This is a genomic window from Massilia mucilaginosa (genome assembly GCF_011682145.1).
In the GTDB taxonomy this organism is placed as follows: domain Bacteria; phylum Pseudomonadota; class Gammaproteobacteria; order Burkholderiales; family Burkholderiaceae_D; genus Telluria_A; species Telluria_A mucilaginosa.
On the sequence record NZ_WHJH01000020.1, the window covers coordinates 24,476 to 46,915 of the forward strand.

Below are 22,440 nucleotides of genomic sequence, written 5' to 3' on the forward strand. Positions count from 1 at the left end.
GCATCCATGTTGTTTGAACGATTGCGCTTAACTGTCGTCTTACTTTGTACATTCGCCTGTTTACCGGCGCAGGCGGCGCTGGTGGCCGACACCGGCACGCCGACGAATGGCATCGGTGCGGGCTGGGCCTTCAACAGCGGCCACAGTTACGCCGGCCGCTTTACCGTGCCCGGCGCAATGACCATCAACAGCGTCGAAGGCTACTTCGGCACCGATGCGGGCGAAGTCGGCATCAGCCTGTTCGGCAACAGCGCGGACGGCGAGGGCGGCTTCATCCCGGGCAGCATGCTGCGTTCGGCCAGCTTTGCCACCGGCGTGGGCGAGGCCGCCTGGCGCGGGCTGGCCGGCCTCGACTGGGCGGTGGGCGAGGGCAGTTACTGGATCGGGTTTACCTCGACCTGGGACAGTGCCAGCCAGGCCAGCATGCCCGGCGCGGCCGACAAGCCGCTGGCCGGCTATGCGCTGGAACAGGGCGGCCAGTGGTACGACGCCGCCGGCCTGGGCCTGGACCAGGGCTTGCGCGTGGACGCCAGCGCCATGGCAGTGCCCGAGCCGGGCAGCATGGCGCTGTTCGGCCTGGGGCTGGGCGTGGTGGGGGTGGTGGGCCGGCGCAAGCGGGCCTGAGGCGGCGCGGCGAAAACCTGCTTGGTTCCAGTGATGCCGTCCCTATAATGCTACGTAAGTGCGCACAAATTCTCGTCATCTCTGCACACTTGCTTGGAGACGCATCGTTGGAGCTACATCCATGAGCCACTATTTTGCGCGCCCGATGCTGGCGTCGTCCCTGGCGCGCCAGCTGATCCATCCCGATGTCCTGAGCGAGGGGTTTCGCTCCGGTTTGTTCATGTCGGGCCAGCGGCGCACCGGCAAAACCACCTTCCTCCACAACGATCTGATCCCGGCACTGGAGCGGGAGGGCGCCCTGGTGATCTATGTCGACCTGTGGAGCGACACCAGGGCGAACCCGGCGCAGCTGGTGCGCGATGCCATTCGCGATGCGCTTGCGCAACTTCAAACACCGGGTTCGTCCTTGCTGGCTCGGCTAGCGCGGGTCAGCGGGGTTGATGTTGGCGCCTTGAGTTTCAAATTCGGTTTCAAACTGGAGAAGATTGGCGAAACGGGCGGCACGCCCTTATCCCGGGCGATTACCGAACTGGTCGACCAAGCCCGCTGCGACGTGGTGCTGATTGTCGATGAGGTGCAGCAAGCGATCACGACCGACGAGGGCAAGCAGTTGCTGCTTGCGTTGAAGGCGGCGCGCGACGCGGTCAACCCGCGTCCCGGTACCGCCGGCCATTTCATTTCTATCGGTACCGGATCGCATCGCGCGATGGTCAGCGAGCTGACCGCGCGGCGAACCCAGGCCTTCAGCGGTGCGCAGTCGATTCCGTACCCGGTGCTCGACGCCGACTACACAGCCGATCTGCTGGCTCGCCTGCACCACACCGGCGTGCCCAATGTGCCCTCGCATGAGGTCGTGCTGGCCGCATTCCGCACCTTGGGACACCGGCCGGAGGAACTGCTCAAGGCGCTGCGCCAGGTGCAGTTGCATACGCCGGCGGGCCAGGATCCGGATGGCTACCTGCCGGTCGTCGCCGCCACCTTGCGCGCAGCGGCGGCCGACATCGAACTGGCCAAGGTCGAACAACTCGGCCAGCTGGCGAGCGTTGTGTTCGAACGGATCGCGGCGGCGCAGGGCGAGGCCAAAGGCGTCTTTTCGGCCGAGGCGGCGGCCCATTACAGTCGCGCGCTCGGGCGCGAGGTCAAGGTGGAAGAGATCGGGCCCGTCGTGAACGAACTGATGGCGTCGAACCTCATCCTGAGACGCGCGCACGGCTTGTACTGCGTGGCCGATCCGGCGGTCCAGGAAACCTGGCGCGAAAAGCAGCAGCTGTTGGGATAGCGTTGGAGTGCATTGGTGAAGGAGCACGACTGGCGCCGTGGTGTAGTATGCGGCTTGCTAACTTACTAAGAAGAACAATGATCAACGCCGCCAGCATGCGCCTTTCTTGCGCCGTCCTCGTCGCCGCCGCGGGTACGCTCTCGCCCGTCACCGCCTTCGCCAACACCTACAAGCTCGAATGCGCCGGGCCGGCGAGCGAGCGCTTTTACCTCCAGACCGAGACCCGCAACGGTGGTGCGTGGGGAACCTCGTTCATGGCGGACAAGCGTGCCCTGACCGTGCAGCAGCAGAACTGGCAAATTCATTACCAGACCAGGTGGTACAACAAGATCAAGGCGCCGGGGTACTTGAAGCGGCATTCCTTGAACGAAGCACACTGCCACCAGCTTGGGGTGATCGATGGCACTCCGGTAGTGAACAAAAGTTACCTGAAACCCAATCGCTCCTGGTTCGACAGCGCAACCCTGCCCGACGCATTCTCGCTCCATATGCCGGAAAAGAATGCCCCCGCACTGTACGGGCAGATCGTGGCGCTGCACGCCGAAGCCAGTGAAGACCACGGTTTCCTGGTTCCGCGCGGCGGCCGCCTGGTGTATGAAATCCCCCTCACCAGTGTTGCCGGCCAGACGAAAGGCAAGGTCGTTGGCGTGGTCCAGAGCATCTCCGGCGATAACGGCAAGAGCTGGACACCGCTGGCCGTCACCACCGCGGCGCAGATCTATGAACTGGGCAAAACGACCCGCGCACAGCCGTTTGCCGCGCGTCGGGCGTGGAACGGCATCCCGGTATCCGATGACCCATGCAAGCAGGAATGCCGCTGATCAGGATCGCTGTTAGCGGTTTTCATTAACCACACACATCAGCCCGCGCCCCGCCTTACACCTTGAATCCGCCGACGATCTGTTCCAGGTTGGCGGCCTGCTGCTGCAGCGACAACGCCGCCGCCGCCGCTTGCTCGACCAGGGCGGCGTTTTGCTGGGTGGTGTCGTCCAGCTCGGCGATCGCCTGGTTGACCTGGCCGATGCCCAGGTTCTGCTCGGCGCTGGCGCCCATGATGGCGCCGATGATGCTGGCCACCTTGTCGGTGCTGGCGACGATCTGCTGCATCGTGGTGCCGGCCTCGGCCACCAGCGCGGCGCCCTTGTCGACCCCGGCCACCGACTCGCCGATCAGCGCGTTGATTTCCTTGGCGGCCGCCGCCGAGCGCTGCGCCAGGTTGCGCACTTCGGAGGCCACCACGGCGAAGCCGCGTCCCTGCTCGCCGGCGCGCGCCGCCTCGACCGCCGCGTTCAGCGCCAGGATGTTGGTCTGGAAGGCGATGCCGTCGATCACGCTGATGATGTCGACAATCTTGCGCGACGATTGCTCGATCGCACCCATGGTCGTCACCACGCTCGACACAATGCTGCCGCCCTGCGCGGCCACGCTGGAGGCCTCGCGCGCCAGCCGGTTGGCCTGGCTGGCGTTGTCCTCGTTGTTCTTGACGGTGCTGGTGAGCTCTTCCATCGACGCCGCCGTTTCTTCCAGCGAACTGGCCTGCGCCTCGGTGCGCGCGGACAGGTCCTGGTTGCCGGCCGCGATCTCGCGCGAGGCCAGTGCGATCGACTGGGTGCTCATGCCGATTTGCTGCATCATGCTCTGCAGGCGCTCGATAAAGCCGTTGACGCTGCCCGAGACGGCGTCGAACTCCATGCCGCCGCCGGCCGGCAGGCGCCGGGTCAGGTCGGCGTCGCCGGCCGACAGGGCGTCGATGTTGCCCTTCAAAACGGCCAGGCGGCGCATGATCATGCGGATGCCCAGGACGATCAGCACCAGCATGGCGATGGCGATCGGAATCTGCACCAGGCCCAGGGTGTGCAGGATGCGGTCACTCTGCTGGCTCAGCAGATGGTTCGGCAGGCCGGTGGCCAGCAGCCATGGGCTACCCGGAATGGTGGCGACGAACAGGGTATGGCCGGTGCCGTCGCTGCTGTAGGACGATTCGAGCGCGGCTTTGTCGCCCAGTTGCGGCAGCACCTTGGCCAGCTGCGCCGCGAACGGCGAGGTGGAGGCCAGGTCGCTGATGTTCTTGAGTACGATCTCGCTCTTGATGTAGCTGCTGTTGCTGACGACCTTGCCGTCATGTTCCAGGATCAGGATCTGGCCGTGCACGGCCGCTTCCATATCGGCCACCAGGCGGTTGAAAAAGCCCAGCGTGACGTCGACCGTCGAGACGCCGAACAGTTCATCGCCCTTGTAGATCGCCATGGCGCAGTTGGTGCGCGGCTGCGGGCTGGCGTCGTCCTTGTAAGCCTTGGCCCAGGCGCAGTGGCCCTTGGGCGCCTTGGCGCCGCCCAGCCACCATGGCTGCTCGAAATACTTCAGCGACTCCGGCGAATTCCAGTGGGTGTTGACCTGCAGCTTGCCGGCCGCGTCGCGCGCGTAAAAGGTGCTGAACTTTTCCTTTTCCGGATCGCGCTTTTTGGGTACCGGCCAGATGCCGCCCCCAAACACGTTCAAGTCGCCGTACTGATCGACCAGGCCGGGCAGCAGGGTGTCGATGGCGGCGCTGTCCATCAGCGCCACGGTCTGGGTGATGGCGCGCTGCTGCGCTTCGACCTGCTTGAGCTGCTCGGTGATCTTGACGGCGATGTTGTTGACATCATCGCCGATCAGCTGGCCTTCGGCGCGTTTCAGCTCCGGCGTGATGAACAGGGTAATCGCCGCCAGCGTAATGACCAGCAAGGCGACGAAAATTGCGGAGAACAAAAGCGTGAAGCGCGATTGGCTGGAGCGGAAGTAGTCGTTCAAGGCGGTCCTCTGGAGTGGATTGACGGCTGGTGCGATGTGCGGCCAACGCACGGAATACTCGAACGTCGTTCCTTTGCACCAGCATGGGCGCTCAGGAAGGTTATGCTCACAGGAAACTTGTGTCAAACGCCGCACGACTATTCTGCTCAATAAGCAACACTGAAAACAGGCCCCGCTGCTGATAATCATGATCCCCCTTGGTCGATTTCATAATAGAAAAAACTCAACACTCAGTGCACCATCTGTCTCGTGATGCTGGGCAAGGGGAGATTCCCGGCCGGCATCGAGTCCAATCGGGAAGAGAGACATGACAGATTCAGACAAATCGATGTTGCCGGTCGATGCAGAACGGGCCTTGCTGGTCGGGCGCGCCTGGCGCGCCGGCGCCGGCCCGTCGGTGGTGGTGGTGCGCGCTGGCCAGGTCATCGACGTCAGCGCGCATTCCGCCACCATGGCCGAGCTGCTCGAACGCGCCGAAGCGCCCGAGATCGCCCGCAACGCCCCCGGCGATGCGCTGGGCACGCTGGCCGAGCTGCTGGCCAACGCAAAAAACACCGAGGGCACGCGCCTGCTGGCCCCGAGCGACCTGCAAGCGATCAAGGCCTGCGGCGTCACCTTCGCCGTTAGCCTGCTCGAAAGGGTGATTGAAGAACAAGCCAAGGGCGACCCGGCCCGCGCCGGCGAATTGCGCGGCGCGATGCAGGAATGCATCGGCGACGACCTCTCGGCCATCAAGCCCGGCTCGCCCGCTGCCGACAAACTCAAGCAAGACCTGATCGCGCGCGGCCTCTGGTCGCCCTACATGGAAGTGGGCATCGGCCCGGACGCGGAAGTGTTTTCCAAGTCGCAGCCGATGTCGGCGGTGGGCTACGGCGCCGATGTCGGCCTGCATCCCGATTCCAAATGGAACAATCCCGAGCCGGAAATCGTGCTGGCGGTCAACAGCCGGGGCGAAGTGCGCGGCGCCAGCCTGGGCAACGACGTCAACCTGCGCGATATCGAAGGCCGCAGCGCCTTGCTGCTCGGTAAAGCCAAGGACAACAACGCGTCCTGCGCGATCGGCCCGTTCATCCGCCTGTTCGATGAGCACTTTACGATCGACACCATCCGCAACGCCGAGGTCAGCATGCTGATCGAAGGCGCGGATGACGACTTTCATCTGGCGGGCGCGAGCCGCATGCGTGAAATCAGCCGCGATCCGCTCGACCTGGTCGGCCAGGTGTACGGCACGCATCATCAATATCCGGATGGTTTCATGCTATTTCTGGGAACCATGTTCTCGCCGATCAAGGACCGCGACGCGGCCGGCGGCGGCTTTACCCATCACCTGGGCGACCGCGTCAGCATCTCGACACCATCGCTGGGCACGCTCGTCAATGAAGTCCGGCGCAGCGACCAGGTCGCGCCATGGACCTTCGGGGTGCGCGCCCTGTTCGACAACCTGGCCCGTCGTGGCCTGCTGAAAATCACCCAATGAGCAAACAACGACAGCTGACTTACGCGATCTACCCCGATCTGGCAGGGAAAACGGTGCTCATCACGGGCGGCGGCAGCGGTATTGGCGCCGAGATGGTCAGCGCCTTTGCCCGCCAGGGCGCGCGCGTGTTTTTCGTCGATATCGCCGAACAAGCCTCGCTGGCGCTGGTTGCCGCGCTGGCCGATTGCGCGCCTCCACCGGTGTTCCTGCCATGCGACCTGACCGACCTGAACGCGCTGGCCGCCGTGTTTGCGCGGATCGGGGTAGCGGTCGACATACTGATCAATAACGCCGCCAACGACGACCGCCATGGCATCGCCGAGGTCACGCCGGCCTACTGGGACCAGCGCATGGCGGTCAACCTGCGCCACCAGTTCTTTTGCGCGCAGGCGGCGGCCGAGGGCATGCGCGTCAAGGGCGAGGGCGTGATCCTGAACATGGGATCGATTTCCTGGCACCTGGCCTTGCCGAATCTGAGTTTGTACATGACGGCCAAGGCCGCCATCGAAGGCTTGACGCGCGGGCTGGCGCGCGACTTGGGCGTGGACGGGATTCGGGTCAACTGCATCATTCCAGGGGCGGTGCGCACGCCGCGCCAGGAGCAGCTGTGGCACACGCCGGAGGAGGAGGTCAAGATTTTGGCCGGGCAATGCCTGCGCGAGCGGGTGGAGGTGCGGGATGTGGCGGCGCTGGCGCTGTTCCTGGCGTCGGATAACGCGGCGCGCTGTACCGGGCGCGAGTATTTCGTCGACGCCGGCTGGTACGGAGCGTGAGCATGGAGCAGCCTGTTTGTTTGTGGCCGGTGGGCGCGGAGCTGGGCGAAGGGCCGTTATGGCACGCGGCCAGCGAGTCGGTGTATTTTGTGGATATTCGCGGGCGGCGGTTACACCGCTGCGCGCCGGATGGCACGCAGCGTCAATCATGGGACGCGCCGGGGAGGCCGGGGTTTATTGTGCCAGCGGTTACGGTCCTCAGCACCGACGGTGGTAGCGGGAACGACGGTGATGGCTTCATTGTCGGCCTTGACGACGGCCTGCACCAGTTCAACCCCGCAAGCGGGGCATTTTCCCTCCTGCGCGCGATCGAAGCAGACCAGCCCGGCAACCGCTTCAACGACGGTTTCATCGCCGCCGACGGCTCCCTCTGGTTCGGCTCCATGGACGCCGGCGAAACCGACCCCACCGGCGCCCTCTACAGCCTGCACCCGGGCGGGCGCCTGTCCACCGTCGACAGCGGCTACATCATCACCAACGGCCCGGCCATGAGCCCGGACGGCACAACCCTGTACCACACCGACACCCTCGGCAAAAAAATCCACGCCTTCGATGTCGCCCCGGACGGCACGGCCACGCGCAAGCGCCTGTTCATCGCCACCGCAGCCCCCGGCCACCCGGACGGCATGGCGGTCGATGCCGACGGCAACCTCTGGGTAGCCATGTTCCGCGGCGCCCGTATCGACCGCTACAACCCGGCGGGCCAGCTGACCGGCACGATCGCCTTCCCGGTCTCGAACATCACCAAACTGGCCTTCGGCGGCCCCGACCTGCGCGCCGCTTTCGTCACCACCGCCTGGAAAGGGTTGAGCATGGATGAGCGCGCGCGCGAACCGCTGGCTGGCGCGCTGTTCACCTTCCGCACCGGCACGCCGGGTCTGCCCCAGCACACTTTTTCGCAACAGGACATCGCTTGAGCACCCATTCAACTCCGCCACGCCGCTACCGCTCGCAGGACTGGTTCGACAATCCCGACCACATCGACATGACCGCGCTCTACCTGGAGCGCTTCATGAACTACGGCATCACCGCCGAGGAACTGCGCGCCGGCCGGCCGATCATCGGCATCGTCCAGAGCGGCAGCGACATCAGCCCGTGCAACCGCATCCACCTGGAACTGGCCAAGCGCGTGCGCGACGGCATCCGCGACGCCGGTGGCATTGCCATGGAATTCCCGCTGCACCCGATCTTCGAAAACTGCCGCCGTCCGACTGCCTCCATCGACCGCAACCTGGCTTACCTGGGCCTGGTCGAAATCCTGCACGGCTACCCGATCGACGCCGTGGTGCTCACCACCGGCTGCGACAAGACCACCCCGGCCCAGATCATGGCCGCGTCGACGGTCGACATTCCCGCCATCGTGCTGTCCGGCGGTCCGATGCTCGACGGCTGGTTCGAGGGCGAACTGGCCGGCTCCGGCACCGCCATCTGGCACGGCCGCCGCCGCCTCGCCGCCGGCGACATCGACAACGAAAAATTCCTGCAAATCGCGGCCGCCTCGGCGCCGTCGGCAGGCCACTGCAACACCATGGGCACCGCCTCGACCATGAACGCGCTGGCCGAGGCGCTCGGCATGTCGCTCACCGGTTGCTCGGCCATTCCGGCGCCGTACCGCGAGCGCGGGCAGATGGCCTACGAGACGGGCCGGCGCATCGTCGAACTGGCGCGCCAGGATGTGCGGCCGTCGCAGATCCTGACAAAGGACGCTTTTCTGGACGCGATTGTGGTCAACGCCGCCATTGGCGGTTCCACCAACGCGCAGCCGCACATCATGGCGATGGCGCGCCACGCCGGCATCGAGATCGAATCCTCCGCGTGGATGGAATACGGCCACGACGTGCCGCTGCTGCTCAACATGCAGCCGGCCGGTAAATTCCTCGGCGAGCGCTTCCACCGCGCCGGCGGCGTGCCGGCCATCATGTGGGAGCTGCAACAGGCCGGCAAACTGCGCTCGGATCGCCTGACCGTGACCGGCACCAGCATGGCCGTCAACCTGCAGGACCGCGCCAGCGTCGACCGCGAAGTGATTTATCCGTATGACGCGCCTTTGAGGACCAAGGCCGGCTTCTTTGTCCTGAAGGGCAACCTGTTCGACTTTGCGATCATGAAGACCAGCGTGATTTCGGCCGACTTCCGCGCGCGCTACCTGTGCCGGCCAGGCCATGAAAACGTGTTCGAATGCCGCGCCGTGGTATTCGACGGCTCGGGCGACTATCACGCCCGCATCAACGATCCGGCGCTCGATATCGACGAAGGCTGCATGCTGGTCATTCGCGGCGCCGGTCCGATCGGCTGGCCCGGTTCGGCCGAAGTGGTCAACATGCAGCCGCCGGACGCCTTGATCCGGCGCGGCATCCTGAACCTGCCGACCCTGGGCGACGGGCGCCAGTCGGGCACCTCGGACAGCCCGTCGATCCTGAACGCCTCGCCCGAAAGCGCGGCCGGCGGCGGGCTGGCGTACGTGCGCAGCGGCGACATCATCCGCGTCGACCTGAACACCGGCCGCTGCGACATGCTGGTGGCCGACGAGGTGCTTGCCGAACGCAGGAAGGAACCGCTGCCGCCCACGCCGCCGAGCCAGACCCCTTGGCAGGAATTGTACCGTTCCACCGTCGGGCAGCTGGAGCAGGGCGGCTGCATGGAAATGGCGTTGCCGTACCGTGGCGTGGGCCACGATCTGCCGCGCCATAACCATTGATAAGGTTAATGTAAATATGGCAACGAATGGCAAAAGTCCGCTATTCTGTTGCCAAAAACACGGCGCCACGCCGGGTAGCATCCACGTCGTATAACAATAATGGAGACAAACAAGATGAAAAAGATTCTGAGTGTTGCGGTCGTATCGGCCATGATGATTCTCACCAGCGGCCAGGCCAGCGCGGATGCCAAAAACCCGAAGATCGGCTTTTCGATCGACGACCTGCGCCTTGAGCGCTGGGCGCGCGACCGCGATTACTTCGTGGCCGCGGCCGACAAGCTCGGCGCCAAGGTGTTCGTGCAGTCGGCCGACGCCAACGAGCAAAAACAGATCGCGCAGATCGAGAACCTGATTTCGCGCGGGGTCGATGCGCTGGTCATCGTGCCGTACAACGCGACCGTGCTCAATAACGCGATCAAGGAGGCCAAGAAGGCCAACATCAAGGTCATTTCGTACGACCGCCTGGTGCTCAACGCCGATGTGGACGCCTACATTTCCTTCGACAACAAGGCGGTGGGCGAGATGCAGGCCGCCGGCGTGGTGAAGGTGCGTCCGAAGGGCAATTACTACCTGCTGGGCGGCGCGCCGACCGACAACAACGCCAAGGTGCTGCGCGAAGGCCAGATGGCCGTGCTGCAGCCGCTGGTGGACAAGGGCGACATCAAGATCGTCGGCAAGCAGTGGGTCAAGGACTGGAGCCCGTCGGAGGCGCTGGCGATTGTCGAAAATGCGCTCACCGCGAATAACAACAAGATCGACGGCATCGTGGCGTCGAACGATGCAACGGCGGGCGGCGCGATCCAGGCGCTGGCTTCGCAAAAACTCGATGGCAAGGTGCCGGTGTCGGGGCAGGATTCCGATATCGCGGCGGTGCGCCGGGTGATTGCCGGGTCGCAGGCAATGACCGTGTACAAACCGCTCAAGCTGCTGGCGGGCGAGGCGGCCAAGCTGGCGGTGCAGCTGGTGCGCAATGAGAAGCCTGCTTTTAACGGCGCGTATGACAACGGTTTCAAAAAGGTCAGCACGATTTTGCTCAAGCCGACCGCGCTGACCAAGGAAAATATCAATCTGCTGGTGACGGACGGGTTTTACACGCAGGCGCAGATCGCGGGTAAGTAAGCGCAAGGGTTACAGCCGCACAGCCGTCGTTCCAGAGAAGTCAGTCCAGGCGTTTAGCCGCAAAACCGTCGTCCCCGCGCAGGCGGGGATCCAGGTTTTTAGCTCCGCCTTTGGCTTACATGCGAACTTGGGTTCCCGCCTGCGCGGGAACGACGGATGGGTGGGCGGAGAACGCCTCTGTTGTGAAAACGTTTTCAAACGCGAGAACCAGTATGTCCGACTATTTGCTTGAAATGAAGGGCATCGTCAAACAGTTCGACGGCGTCCGTGCGCTCGACGGCATCGACCTGCAGATCCGCGCCGGCGAATGCGTGGGCCTGTGCGGCGAAAACGGCGCCGGCAAGTCGACCTTGATGAAGGTGCTCTCCGCCGTCTACCCGCACGGCACGTGGGACGGCGACATCCTGTTCGAGGGCCAGCCGCTGCGCGCCGCCTCGATCCGCGAGACCGAGGCGGCCGGCATCATCATCATCCACCAGGAACTGATGCTGGTGCCCGAACTGTCGGTGACCGAAAACCTCTTCCTCGGGAACGAAATCACCGGCTTCGGCGGGCGCATGAACTACCCCGCCATGAACCGCCGCGCCGAACAGCTGCTGGCGGACCTGAACCTGCCGGACGTGAACGTGGTGCTGCCGGTGATGAACTACGGCGGCGGTCACCAGCAACTGATCGAGATCGCCAAGGCCCTCAACAAGGACGCCAAGCTGCTGATCCTGGACGAACCGTCGGCGTCCCTGACCGCCGCCGAAATCAAGATCCTGCTCGAGATCATCCGCAAGCTCAAGGCCAAGGGCGTGGCCTGCGTCTACATCTCGCACAAGCTCGATGAAGTGGCGGCCATCTGCGACACCATCGCCGTGATCCGCGACGGCAAACACATCGCCACCACGCCGATGGCCGAACTCGATGTCAGCCGCATCATCGCGCAAATGGTCGGGCGCGAGATGAACCAGCTCTATCCCAAGCAGGAGCGTCAGCTGGGCGAGGTGATTTTCGAAGCGCGCAACGTCACCTGCTACGACATCGACAAACCCGAACGCAAACGCGTCGACAACGTCTCTTTCACCCTGCGCAAAGGCGAAATCCTCGGCATCGCCGGCCTGGTGGGAGCGGGGCGCACCGAGCTGGTGTCCGCCTTGTTCGGGGCCTATCCGGGTGCCAGCGAGGCCGAGGTGCGCCTGCACGGCGCCGTGGTCGATACCGGCACGCCGCTCAAGGCGATCCGCGCCGGCTTCGCGCTGGTGCCCGAGGACCGCAAGCAGCACGGCATCGTGCGCGACCTCGACGTGGGCCGGAACATCACCCTGACCGTGCTCGATTCCTTCGCGCGCCTGACCCGCATCGACCGCGAGGCCGAACTGAAAACCGTGCAGGACCAGATCAACCGCCTGGGCCTGAAAACCGCCAGCCCGTTCCTGCCGATTACCAGCCTCTCGGGCGGTAACCAGCAAAAGGCGGTGCTGTCGAAAATGCTGCTCACAAAGCCGCAGGTCTTGATCCTCGACGAACCCACGCGCGGCGTGGACGTGGGCGCCAAGTACGAAATCTACAAGCTGATGTTCGAGCTGGCCGCGCAGGGCATGTCGATCATCATGGTGTCATCCGAACTGGCCGAGGTGCTGGGCATTTCCGACCGTGTTCTGGTGATGGGCGAGGGCAAACTGCGGGGCGATTTCGTCAACCGGAACCTGACCCAGGAAACCCTGCTCGCCGCGGCCCTCGACCACGCTGCGCACTGAACGACTCCACCTTCGCGACAGACCAAATGAACCCCATCAAATTCAAGCAAATCTTCACGCAGTACAAAATCCTGGCCCTGCTGGCCGCGATCGCCCTTATCTGGCTGTTCTTCAGCTTGAAAACCGAGGGCGGCTTCACCTCGGCGCGCAACCTGTCGAACCTGATGCGCCAGATGGCCATTACCGGCATCCTCGCCTGCGGCATGGTGTTCGTCATCATCGCCGGCGAGATCGACCTGTCGGTCGGCTCGCTGCTCGGGCTATTGGGCGGCGTCGCGGCGGTGCTCGATGTGAGCCACCACCTGCCGCTGCCGCTGATCGTGCTGCTGGTGCTGGCGTGCGGGCTGGTGCTCGGTATCTTCAACGGCTACCTGGTGGCCTATGCCGGCATGCCGTCGTTTATCGTGGGACTTGGTGGCATGCTGGCGTATCGCGGCATCGTGCTCGGGGTGACCGACGGCACCACGGTGGCGCCGGTCTCGTCCGAGATGGTCTACCTGGGGCAGGGCTACCTGTCGCCCGACCTGAGCATCGGCCTTGGGGTGCTGCTGTTCGTGCTGGCGGCGGTGCTGACCTGGCGCCAGCGCGTCAGCCTGGCGCACCACGGCTTGCCGGTGCCGAGCGCCGTGCGCGATGGCGTGCGGCTGCTGGCGATTGGCGCGGTGCTGTATTCGGTGGTGCGCACCTTGCACAGCTACGAAGGCATTCCGCTGCCGGTGCTGCTGCTCCTGGTGCTGCTGGCAGTGTTCAGCTACGTGGCCACGCAAACGGTATTCGGACGCCGCATCTATGCGGTTGGCAGCAATATGGAAGCGACGCGCCTGTCGGGCGTGAACGTGCGCGCCGTCAAACTGTGGATCTTCGGCTTGATGGGATTGATGTGCGCCCTGGCGGGGCTGATCAACACGGCGCGCCTGGCGGCCGGTTCGCCATCGGCCGGCACCTCGGGCGAACTCGATGTGATCGCGGCCTGCTTCATAGGCGGCACCTCGATGCGCGGCGGCTCGGGCACCGTGTACGGCGCCCTGATCGGCGCGCTGGTCATGGCCAGCCTGGATAACGGGATGTCCATGCTCGATGTGGACAGCTACTGGCAGATGATCGTCAAGGGCGCCATCCTCACGTTGGCGGTGTGGGTGGATGTGGTGACGCGCTCCGGCCGCCGTTGATTGAACAGGATCCGCCATGACACTGATGAATCCAGCTTTGCGGCTGTCGCTCGCGGCTTCGATGCTGATGGCCGTCGGCGCCTGCGCCACACCGGGCAAACAGGGCGATGAACTGAGCATCTACGCAGCCGGACCGCGCTTTGGCGCGCACGTGGTCGTCGCCGATTTCGAAAAATCGCAGCGCGTCGATGGCGCGTCCGTGCTGGTACCGAAGCCGGCGGTTCCCAAGGTGGCGCAGAGCCGGGTCGGGGTCGACGTCGGCAAGGAAGCGATGACCCTGCACTTCAAGGACGCGTGGTACGCCAACCTGCGCGTCGAAACTGGTGCGCCGCTCGACCTGCGCGCCTATGTGCCTGCGGGCGTGCTGGCGTTCGACCTGAACGTGGAGGAACTGGCGCAAGGTGGCGTGTCGTTCAAGGTTGGCTGCGGCGCGGGGTGCGAGCGCCAGGTGCCGTTCCTGATGCCGGCGCGCGCCATGGCCGGCAAGGGCTGGCAGCCGCTGGCATTCTCGATGCGCTGCTTCATGCGCGAAGGCGTCATGCGCGAAGGCGTCATGCGCGAAGGCGTCATGCGCGAAGGCGACGACTTTTCTGCCGTGAGCATGCCGTTTGCGCTCGAAGGCAGCGGCAGCGGCCGGGTGGGCATCGCGCATGTGCGGTTTCTCGCATCCGGCACGCCGAACGCGGCCTGCCCGGATTACAAAACGCAGTCGGTCACGCCCGAGATGCTCAATCAATCCTGGTCGATCAACCACTGGGGGCCGCGCCACGAGGGCAAGAAGGCGGAAGTCAAACGCCGCAACGCCGCCGGCGAGAAGACCGGCATCGTCTTCATCGGCGACTCGATCACCGAAGGCTGGGAGAAAACCGGCGCGCCGGTCTGGCAGCGCTACTACGCCAGATACAACGCGCTGGGCTTGGGCTTCGGCGGCGACCATACCGAAAACGTGTTGTGGCGATTGCAGCATGGCGCCCTCGACGGACTCGATCCGACCGTGGTGGTGTTGATGGTCGGCACCAACAATACCGGCGACCGGCGCGAAAACCCGGTGACCACCGCAGCAGGCGTGCGGCGTAATATCGATGAAATCCAACAGCGCCTGCCGAACGCCAGCATCCTGCTGCTGGCGATCTTCCCGCGCGACGAAAAGGCGGACAGCGAACTTCGCCGCATCAACGACCATGTCAACTCGATCCTGTCCGGCTTCGACGACGGCGAGCGCATCCATTACCTGAACATCAACCAGGCCTTTCTGACGGCGGACGGCTCTCTGTCGCGCGAGGTCATGCCCGACCTGCTGCACCTGAACGAACAAAGCTACGAAGCGTGGGCCAGGGCGATGCAGCCGGCCTTGCAGCGCCTGATGGGGCAATGAGATGAAAACGCCGCTGCGCTGCGCGCTCCTGTTCGTCGCCGTCGTGCATAGTGCCAGTGCCAGTGCCAGTGCCAGTGCCAGCGACCGCACCCTGCGTTACGACCGCCCGGCGCCCGACACGCACGAGGGTTGGGAGCGCGAGGCGCTCCCCATCGGCAATGGCCGCATCGGCGCGATGATTTTCGGGCAGGTGGCGCGCGAGCGCATCCAGTTCAACGACATCACCCTGTGGACCGGCGACGACAAGACCCTGGGCGCCTACCAGCCCTTCGGCGACGTGTTCGTCAACCTGCCGGGCCATGCCGCCGGAAGCAGCGACTACACGCGCACGCTCGATCTGGATAACAGCCTGCACAGCGTCACCTACAAGCACGCCGGCGTCACGTTCAAGCGCGAGATGTTCGCCAGCCATCCGGCGCAGGCCATCGTGGCGCGCCTTAGCGCCAGCCAGCCGGGCAAGTACAGCGGTTCTATCGAACTGACCGACATGCACGATGCGCGCATCGGCGTGGCCGGCAACCGCCTCCATGCCACCGGTTCGCTGGCCGGCTTCTCGCAGCCCGCGACATCGAACGTGATGGATTACGCCAGCCAGGTCCAGGTGATCAACGAGGGCGGCACCCTGTCGGTGGAAGGCAAGCGTATTGTCTTCACCAATTGCGATGCGCTGGTGCTGGTGCTCGGCGCCGGGACCAGCTACGTCAACGATGCCGCCAGGCGCTTCCAGGGCGGGCATCCCTTGCCGCGCGTGTCGACGCAGGTCAGCGCCGCGGCGGCGCAACCGTGGGCGCAACTGCTCGCCGCGCACCAGCACGACTTCAAGCGCCTGTATGCCCGCGTGAGCGTGGACTTCGGCCAGGCGTCGGCGGCGCGGCGCGCACTGCCGACCGACCAGCGCATCGAGGCCTATACCGCCGAAGGCAAGGACCCGGGCCTCGAAGCGCAGTTCTTCCAGTTCGGCCGCTACCTGCTCATATCGAGTTCGCGCGATTCGCTGCCGGCCAACCTGCAGGGGCTGTGGAACAACAGCCTCACGCCGCCGTGGAATTCGGACTACCACACCAACATCAACATCCAGATGAACTACTGGCCGGCGGAACCGGCCAACCTGTCCGAATCCGCGATGCCGTTCTTCGATTTCGTGACCGGCGTCGCCCCCGTGTACCGCCAGCTGATCCTGGATACCGCCGCCGGCGCACTGGCGCAGCCGCCCAAGGCCGGCGAAGAGACCTTCCTCACCGCGCAGAACAAGCCGGTACGCGGCTGGACGCTGCGCACCGAGTCCAATCCGTTTGGCGCGACCACCTACATCTGGAACAAGACCGGCAACGCCTGGTATGCGCAGCATTTCTGGGAGCACTACGCCTTCACCCAGGACCGCGAGTTCCTGCGCATGGTGGCCTACCCGATGATGAAGGAAGTGTGCGCGTTCTGGCAGGACCACCTGAAGCGCCTGCCGGATGGCCGGCTGGTCGCGCCGAACGGCTGGTCGCCCGAGCACGGGCCGATTGAAGATGGCGTGAGCTACGACCAGCAGATCATCTGGGACCTGTTCAACAATACCGTGGAAGCGGCCGACGTCCTCGGCACCGACAAGGATTTCCGCGAGCGGATCGCCGCCATGCGCGACCAGCTCGCGGCCCCGCGCATCGGCAGCTGGGGCCAGCTGCTCGAATGGATGGACGAGAAAAAGGACCCGGTGCTGGACACGCCCGGCGACACGCACCGGCACGTTTCGCACCTGTTTGGCCTGTTCCCGGGCCGGCAGATCTCGCCGACCAGAGCCCCGGCGCTGGCGGCGGCCGCGCGCAAGTCGCTGGAAGGACGCGGCGACGCCGGTACCGGCTGGTCGATGGCCTGGAAGACCGCGTTCTGGGCGCGCCTGCTGGACGGCGACCACGCCTACAAGATGCTGCGCGGGCAGCTCGCCAAGCCCGGCGCGCGCGCCGCCCAGCAGGCCGGCCCCGGCACCGAAACCAACAACGCCGGCGGCACGTACGCCAATATGTTCGACGCCCACCCGCCTTTCCAGATCGACGGCAACCTGGGCGCCACCGCCGCCATGTGCGAAATGCTGCTGCAATCGCACACGGGCGAACTGCACCTGCTGCCGGCGCTGCCGTCGTCGTGGCCTGACGGCGCGGTGAAGGGCTTGCGCGCACGCGGCGGCTTCGAAGTCGATATCGCCTGGGCCGGCGGCAAGCTGGCCAGCGCCACCATCCGCTCGATGGCGGGGCAGGGCGGCGGGACGGTTCGCTATGGCGACAAAGTCGTCGCGCTCAAGCTGCAACCGGGCGCTGAAACACGCCTCGGCGCCACGCTCGCCATCAAGAAAAAGTGAGCCGGTATGCCTTGGATGACGCATTTGCGCCGCGATGGCGACAGGTGCGTATAGCAACGCACCATATAAACGTTGTTTCCTGAATATCATTCCGCGCCTTGGTCATTTTCGTAATTGCGGCGGGTTGGCGTAGCTCGGAAAATCAATACACAAACCAGCGCGGCACCAGCCGACGCGTATAAGAATTCAACCGAGACGCACTCCATGATGATCAACCGCAGGCCCGCGCGGCCCTGTCTCCGTATGCCTTTGCGCCTTTCGACAACCGTGTTGGGGAGGGCTTGCCTGTATCGATGAACGACATGCCACAGCACTGCCGGCACCACCATGAAGAGCAGCAGTAATCCGATCGGAAAAAGAGGAGACAAGTTGAACAACTATAAGCAAACAGCGATTGCCGTGGCAGTCGCACGAATCGCACTGCTGTCGGGCAGCGCGGCGATGGCTCGGGGCGCGCCAGCCCAGGACAGCGCGACCGGTGAACCGGCCGTGGTGGTGGTCAGCGGCCAGCGCGCGGCACTGAACTCGGCGCAGAAGGTCAAACAGAATTCCGACGAAATCGTCGACTCGATCGTCGCCGACGACATCGGCAAGCTGCCCGACCGCTCGGTCACCGAAGTGCTTCAGCGCGTGGTGGGCGTGACCATCGACCGCACCATGAGCAAGGCCGATCCCGAGCACTTTTCGGTGGAAGGCTCGGGCGTGTCGATCCGTGGCCTCAATTACGTGCGCTCGGAACTCAATGGCCGCGATTCGTTCTCGGCCAATGGCGGGCGCTCGCTCAACTACGAGGACGTGCCGCCCGAACTGATGGCCGGCGTCGACATCTACAAGAACCCCTCGGCGGAACAGATCGAAGGCGCCATCAGCGGCCTGGTGAACCTGCGCACCGCCATGCCCTTCGATTACAAGGGCATGAAGGTGGCGCTGTCCGCACAGACCACCTACTCCGACCTGAAAAAGGGCCGCAGCTCGCCGTCGGCCTCGGGCTTGTTTTCGAACCGCTGGAAGACCGGCATCGGCGAAGTTGGCGTGCTGGTCGACCTGGCCTATTCCGAAAGCGCGACCCGCACCGACGCCTTGCAGGTCGATCCGTATTTTCCACGCGACGATGTCGTCCCCGGCAAAACCGTCTGGATTCCGAAGGGGGCGTCGTGGCGCACGCTCAATTTCGAGCGCCAGCGCGAAGGCGCATACGGCGCACTGCAATGGCGCCCGAACCGCGACATCAACACCTCGCTGACATTCTTCAAGTCGCGCTACAAAATGGACTGGGACGAACAGGCCATCTTTGCCGCCTCCAATCCCTACAACATCCTGGTCGATCCCGGCGCCACCTACGATGGCAAGGGCGCGTTCGTGAGCGGCACCCTGACCGACCCGGCCGACAAGGGCATCAACTACGGCGGCGATACGCGCATTGCGAACCGCAAGTCCGATACCACGGACGTGTCGTGGAACCTGGTGTGGCGTCCGACCAGCAGCTGGACCTTCAAGTCGGACCTGCAAAGCATCCGCGCCAAGACCGCCAATCTCGATTCGACCGTCGCCACCGGGGTGCAGATGCCCAAGCAGCAGCTCGACCTGGGCGGCGGCAGGCCGAACCTGATCTTCGACAGCGACGACCTGGCCTACCTGGCCAATCCGAATAACTATTACTGGGCCTTCACCCAGGAGCACGCGGACCGCAGCAAAGCCAAGGGAACCGCGTGGAAGGGCGACGCCCAGTACGATTTCGATCACAAGGTCATGCGCGATATCCGCTTCGGGGTGCGCCTGACCAAGCGTGACGCGGTCACCGAAAAGACCAATCCGGACTACAACTGGGTCGCCATTTCGCAGCCGTGGCAACTGGGCTGGAATATCGGCCAACTGGCGTCGCTGGGGGACCCGCGCTTTTCCGGCAATACGCGCGTCCACAACTTCAACAATTTCTTCGGCGGTAAAGTCGCGGTGCCGTCGCTGGTGGTGCCGAATACCTCGCTGGCCACGGGTTACCCGGACAGCTACGCGGGACTGCACAAGTACCACGATATTTTGTGTAACGAACTGGCCGCCTCCAAAGGCGCCACGCCTGACTGCGCGCCATGGAAGAGGGCATCCTACGGCACCGATCCGGCGGGTTCGAACGAGCAGACCGAAAAGACCGGCGCCTTGTACACGCAGGCGCGCTTCGGTTTCGACGATTTGCCGATGCCGATCGACGGCAATATCGGCGTGCGCTACGTGAAGACCGACATGAAGGCGAGCGGCTACACGGTGTTCAGCTACACCCGCCCGACCATCCCGGCAGGCTACCAGACCATCGGCCCGGCCATTCCGAACATCCCGGCGTTCGTGCGCCCTCAGGACTACAGCAACTCGTACAGTAACGTGCTGCCAAGCCTGAACCTGCGCATGAAGGCCAGCGAAAAACTGCAATTCCGCTTTGCGGCCTCCTCGGCCGTGTCGCGCCCGGATTTTTCGCAGTTGCAGGGCTATACGACCTTGACGCAGGATGTGAAAACCACCTCCGACGATGCCGCCGGCATCGTGCGCGTAAACAGCGTGACACTCACTGGCGAAGGCTCCGGCAATCCGGCCCTCAAGCCGGTGACGTCGCGCCAGGTCGACCTGACGGCCGAATGGTATTTCGCCCCGGCCGGCTCGCTGACGCTTGCGGTATTCAACAAGCAGCTCAAGAACATCATCGTCGACCAGAGCTACAATTTCCAGCTGCCCGACGTGAACGGCGTGATGAACAACTTCACGGTGACCGCACCGATCAACGGCGCCAAGGGCAGGGCGCGCGGTTTCGAGCTCGCGTACCAGCAGTATTTCGACAATCTGCCGCAATGGCTGTCCGGCCTGGGCGTGCAGGCCAACTTCACCTTCGTCGACGGCAAGAAGACCATGTACCAGTCGGTGTTCCAGGAATACTGCACCGGTGGCGCCGGCAATGGCGCGTCCAACCTGAACCTGAACATGAACGGCTGCGACACCAACGGCCGCTCTTTCGGCAACCTGCCGCTGTATAACCAGTCGCGCCGTTCGTACAACCTGGCGCTGATGTACGACAAAGGCCCGCTGTCGGCGCGCCTGGCCTACAACTGGCGTTCGCGCAGCCTGCAGGGTGTGAACGTGAACGGCACCAAGGGCGGCGACGGCCTCGATTCCAATCCGGCCAGCCCGACCGTCGGCCAGCACAATGTGAGCTATGGCTTGCCTACCTGGGCGGCGGCATACGGCCAGCTCGACGCGTCGGTCTTCTACAAGATCACCGAGCAACTCTCGTTCGGCCTGGAAGCGCAGAACATCAACGATGCCAAGTTCAGGCAGGAGATGGACCAGACCATCGGCACCAAGGGGCGCGCCTGGTTCGTCACCGGTCCACGCTACACGGCGCAGATGCGCTACAGCTTCTGATGGCGCGCCATGTCTTCGCGGTGCTGGCACTGGCCGCGTCCAGTGTCACGGCGGCGGCGCCACCGCTGCCGCAACTGGTGCACAAGGACGGGCGCCATGCGCTGATGGTCGATGGGGCGCCGTTCGTGATGCTCGGCGCCCAGGCGCACAATTCCAGTAACTATCCGGCGGCGCTGAAAAAGGTCTGGCCGGCGGTCAGGGACATGCACGCCAACACGCTCGAGATTCCGGTTGCGTGGGAGCAGATCGAGCCGGTCGAGGGCAAGTTCGATTTCAGCTATGTCGATACGCTGGTGGCCGAGGCGCGCAAGAACAAGGTGCGCCTGGTGCTGCTGTGGTTCGCTACCTGGAAGAACACCAACCCGCAATACAGCCCGGAATGGGTCAAGTTCAACAACCAGCGCTTCCCGCGCATGGTGGACAAGGACGGCAAGCTCAATTACTGCATGTCGCCGTTCGGGGAAGAGACGCTCAAGGCCGACAAAAAGGCGTTTGTGGCGCTGATGACCCACATCAAAAAGATCGACGAGGCGCATCGCACGGTCATCATGATGCAGGTGCAGAACGAGGTCGGTACCTATGGCCTGGTGCGCGACTACGGCGCGAAGGCGCAGGCGGCGTTCGCGCAGCCGGTGCCGCAGGCGGTGCTGGCGCGCCAGAAGGCGCCGGTGAAGCTGGCCGCCAGCGGCACCTGGCCGGAGGTCTATGGCGACTACGCGGAGCAGTATTTCCATACCTGGGCGATTGCCAGCTACATCGGCGACATCGCCAGGGCCGGGCGCGCGGTCTACGACCTGCCGATGTACGTCAACAACGCCCTGCGCGATCCGCTCGAACCGCTGGCGCCGTGGAAGGGCAATTTCGCCAGCGGCGGGCCGACCTACGATGTGATCGACATCTACAAGGCGGCCGCACCGGCCATCGACTTTGCCGCGCCGGACATCTACATGCCGCAGTCGGCCAAGTTTACCGGCACGCTGGACCGCTTCCAGCGCCCCGACAATCCGCTGATGGTGCCGGAACTGGGCAACGCCGCCACCTATGCGCGCTACACCTACCAGGTGCTGGGACGCGGCGCGCTGGGGTTTGCGCCGTTCGGGATCGATTACGCCGACTACAGCAATTTTCCACTCGGGTCCAAGCTGACCGACAAGACGATGGTCGAGCCGTTCGGATCGATCTTTGCCGTGTTCCGGCCGATGGAGCGCCAGTGGGCCACATGGGCGTTCGAAGGCCGCACCTACGGCGTGGCCGAAAGCGACGAGCGCACCGAGCAAACCATCCCGATGAAAAACTGGAAGGCCACGGTGTCGTTCCGCCAGTGGCGCTTCGGCGAAAAGCACTGGAATCCGGAGATCAAGGATGAACCGGCGAATACCAAGAACCCCAGTGGCGGTGTCTCGATTGCCCAGATCGCGGAGAACGAATTCATCGTCATCGGCCAGCAGGTGCGCTTGCGCCTGGACGGCGCCGGCAGCAACGAGGGCAAGCCGACCATGCTGGCGCGGGTGGAGGAGGGCAGTTTCGATGCATCCGGCCAGTGGATCATGGAGCGCAACTGGAACGGCGACCAGGTCGACTACGGCATCAACCTGCCGGCCAAGCCCATCGTCCTGAAAATCAGAATCGGCACCTACTAATCACTATT

Annotated in this window: 15 protein-coding genes; 14 read left to right on the top strand and 1 reads right to left on the bottom strand. The window is 64.4% G+C overall.

All coding sequences use genetic code 11. The annotated features are described in order from the left end of the window. Nucleotides 1-6 precede the first annotated feature (6 nt). The 3 genes from F2P45_RS17295 (at nucleotide 7) to F2P45_RS17305 (ending at nucleotide 2,724) form a co-directional block, all read left to right on the top strand. Nucleotides 7-624 (top strand): PEP-CTERM sorting domain-containing protein, encoded by a 618-nt coding sequence (locus tag F2P45_RS17295; protein ID WP_166877638.1) that lies wholly within the window; start codon nucleotides 7-9, stop codon nucleotides 622-624. A gap of 121 nt (nucleotides 625-745) precedes the next feature. Then, a complete protein-coding gene (locus F2P45_RS17300) occupies nucleotides 746-1,903 on the top strand; it encodes an AAA family ATPase (protein WP_166877641.1) in 1,158 nt (385 codons plus the stop codon). A 77-nt stretch (nucleotides 1,904-1,980) separates the two neighbouring features. Next, nucleotides 1,981-2,724, top strand: a complete 744-nt coding sequence (locus F2P45_RS17305) for a hypothetical protein (protein ID WP_166877644.1) — start codon at nucleotides 1,981-1,983, stop codon at nucleotides 2,722-2,724. A gap of 55 nt (nucleotides 2,725-2,779) precedes the next feature. On the opposite strand, the gene F2P45_RS17310 is transcribed toward F2P45_RS17305, so the two are convergent. Continuing rightward, the gene (locus F2P45_RS17310) at nucleotides 2,780-4,693 is read right to left on the bottom strand and encodes a methyl-accepting chemotaxis protein (RefSeq protein WP_229505131.1); all 1,914 of its coding nucleotides are present in this window, start codon (nucleotides 4,691-4,693) and stop codon (nucleotides 2,780-2,782) included. 307 nt (nucleotides 4,694-5,000) lie between these two features. Here F2P45_RS17310 and F2P45_RS17315 point away from each other — a divergent pair, with 307 nt between their 5' ends. The 11 genes from F2P45_RS17315 (at nucleotide 5,001) to F2P45_RS17365 (ending at nucleotide 22,432) form a co-directional block, all read left to right on the top strand. After that, nucleotides 5,001-6,170: a fumarylacetoacetate hydrolase family protein gene (locus tag F2P45_RS17315; protein ID WP_166877650.1), complete on the top strand. Its 1,170-nt coding sequence runs from the start codon at nucleotides 5,001-5,003 to the stop codon at nucleotides 6,168-6,170. Further along, nucleotides 6,167-6,943, top strand: coding sequence for a D-xylose 1-dehydrogenase (gene xylB / locus F2P45_RS17320; RefSeq protein ID WP_166877652.1), 777 nt, complete (start codon nucleotides 6,167-6,169; stop codon nucleotides 6,941-6,943). Before F2P45_RS17315 ends, xylB begins: the two co-directional genes overlap by 4 nt. A 2-nt stretch (nucleotides 6,944-6,945) precedes the next feature. Beyond that, nucleotides 6,946-7,860, top strand: coding sequence for an SMP-30/gluconolactonase/LRE family protein (locus F2P45_RS17325; RefSeq protein WP_166877655.1), 915 nt, complete (start codon nucleotides 6,946-6,948; stop codon nucleotides 7,858-7,860). After that, nucleotides 7,857-9,641 carry an IlvD/Edd family dehydratase gene (locus F2P45_RS17330; RefSeq protein WP_166877658.1) on the top strand — a complete coding sequence of 595 codons (1,785 nt, stop codon included), beginning with the start codon at nucleotides 7,857-7,859 and terminating at the stop codon, nucleotides 9,639-9,641. Before F2P45_RS17325 ends, F2P45_RS17330 begins: the two co-directional genes overlap by 4 nt. 114 nt (nucleotides 9,642-9,755) lie before the next feature. Then, on the top strand, nucleotides 9,756-10,760 hold the full coding sequence (xylF, locus tag F2P45_RS17335) for a D-xylose ABC transporter substrate-binding protein (RefSeq protein WP_166877661.1): 1,005 nt from the start codon (nucleotides 9,756-9,758) through the stop codon (nucleotides 10,758-10,760). A 212-nt stretch (nucleotides 10,761-10,972) separates the two neighbouring features. Continuing rightward, nucleotides 10,973-12,502, top strand: coding sequence for a D-xylose ABC transporter ATP-binding protein (xylG, locus tag F2P45_RS17340; RefSeq protein WP_166877664.1), 1,530 nt, complete (start codon nucleotides 10,973-10,975; stop codon nucleotides 12,500-12,502). 26 nt (nucleotides 12,503-12,528) lie between these two features. Continuing rightward, nucleotides 12,529-13,671 carry a sugar ABC transporter permease gene (locus F2P45_RS17345; protein ID WP_166877667.1) on the top strand — a complete coding sequence of 381 codons (1,143 nt, stop codon included), beginning with the start codon at nucleotides 12,529-12,531 and terminating at the stop codon, nucleotides 13,669-13,671. 16 nt (nucleotides 13,672-13,687) lie between these two features. Beyond that, the gene (locus tag F2P45_RS17350; protein WP_166877669.1) at nucleotides 13,688-15,046 is read left to right on the top strand and encodes a GDSL-type esterase/lipase family protein; all 1,359 of its coding nucleotides are present in this window, start codon (nucleotides 13,688-13,690) and stop codon (nucleotides 15,044-15,046) included. Nucleotide 15,047: 1 nt separating this feature from the next. Next, nucleotides 15,048-17,387, top strand: coding sequence for a glycoside hydrolase family 95 protein (locus F2P45_RS17355; protein WP_166877672.1), 2,340 nt, complete (start codon nucleotides 15,048-15,050; stop codon nucleotides 17,385-17,387). A 399-nt stretch (nucleotides 17,388-17,786) separates the two neighbouring features. After that, a complete protein-coding gene (locus tag F2P45_RS17360) occupies nucleotides 17,787-20,792 on the top strand; it encodes a TonB-dependent receptor (RefSeq protein WP_370663267.1) in 3,006 nt (1,001 codons plus the stop codon). Further along, complete coding sequence (locus F2P45_RS17365) at nucleotides 20,792-22,432, top strand: GH35 family beta-galactosidase (RefSeq protein WP_166877678.1); 1,641 nt, start codon at nucleotides 20,792-20,794, stop codon at nucleotides 22,430-22,432. The genes F2P45_RS17360 and F2P45_RS17365 overlap by 1 nt, the downstream gene beginning before the upstream one ends. The last annotated feature ends 8 nt before the right edge of the window (nucleotides 22,433-22,440 follow it).

Bases quoted from the DNA above. Each gene is read 5' to 3' on its own strand.
- xylB (WP_166877652.1), top strand. From the start codon at position 6,167: ATGAGCAAACAACGACAGCTGACTTACGCGATCTACCCCGATCTGGCA.
- F2P45_RS17325 (WP_166877655.1), top strand. From the start codon at position 6,946: ATGGAGCAGCCTGTTTGTTTGTGGCCGGTGGGCGCGGAGCTGGGCGAA.
- F2P45_RS17355 (WP_166877672.1), top strand. From the start codon at position 15,048: ATGAAAACGCCGCTGCGCTGCGCGCTCCTGTTCGTCGCCGTCGTGCAT.
- F2P45_RS17365 (WP_166877678.1), top strand. From the start codon at position 20,792: ATGGCGCGCCATGTCTTCGCGGTGCTGGCACTGGCCGCGTCCAGTGTC.
- F2P45_RS17295 (WP_166877638.1), top strand. From the start codon at position 7: ATGTTGTTTGAACGATTGCGCTTAACTGTCGTCTTACTTTGTACATTC.
- F2P45_RS17350 (WP_166877669.1), top strand. From the start codon at position 13,688: ATGACACTGATGAATCCAGCTTTGCGGCTGTCGCTCGCGGCTTCGATG.
- F2P45_RS17305 (WP_166877644.1), top strand. From the start codon at position 1,981: ATGATCAACGCCGCCAGCATGCGCCTTTCTTGCGCCGTCCTCGTCGCC.
- xylG (WP_166877664.1), top strand. From the start codon at position 10,973: ATGTCCGACTATTTGCTTGAAATGAAGGGCATCGTCAAACAGTTCGAC.
- F2P45_RS17345 (WP_166877667.1), top strand. From the start codon at position 12,529: ATGAACCCCATCAAATTCAAGCAAATCTTCACGCAGTACAAAATCCTG.
- F2P45_RS17315 (WP_166877650.1), top strand. From the start codon at position 5,001: ATGACAGATTCAGACAAATCGATGTTGCCGGTCGATGCAGAACGGGCC.
- F2P45_RS17300 (WP_166877641.1), top strand. From the start codon at position 746: ATGAGCCACTATTTTGCGCGCCCGATGCTGGCGTCGTCCCTGGCGCGC.
- xylF (WP_166877661.1), top strand. From the start codon at position 9,756: ATGAAAAAGATTCTGAGTGTTGCGGTCGTATCGGCCATGATGATTCTC.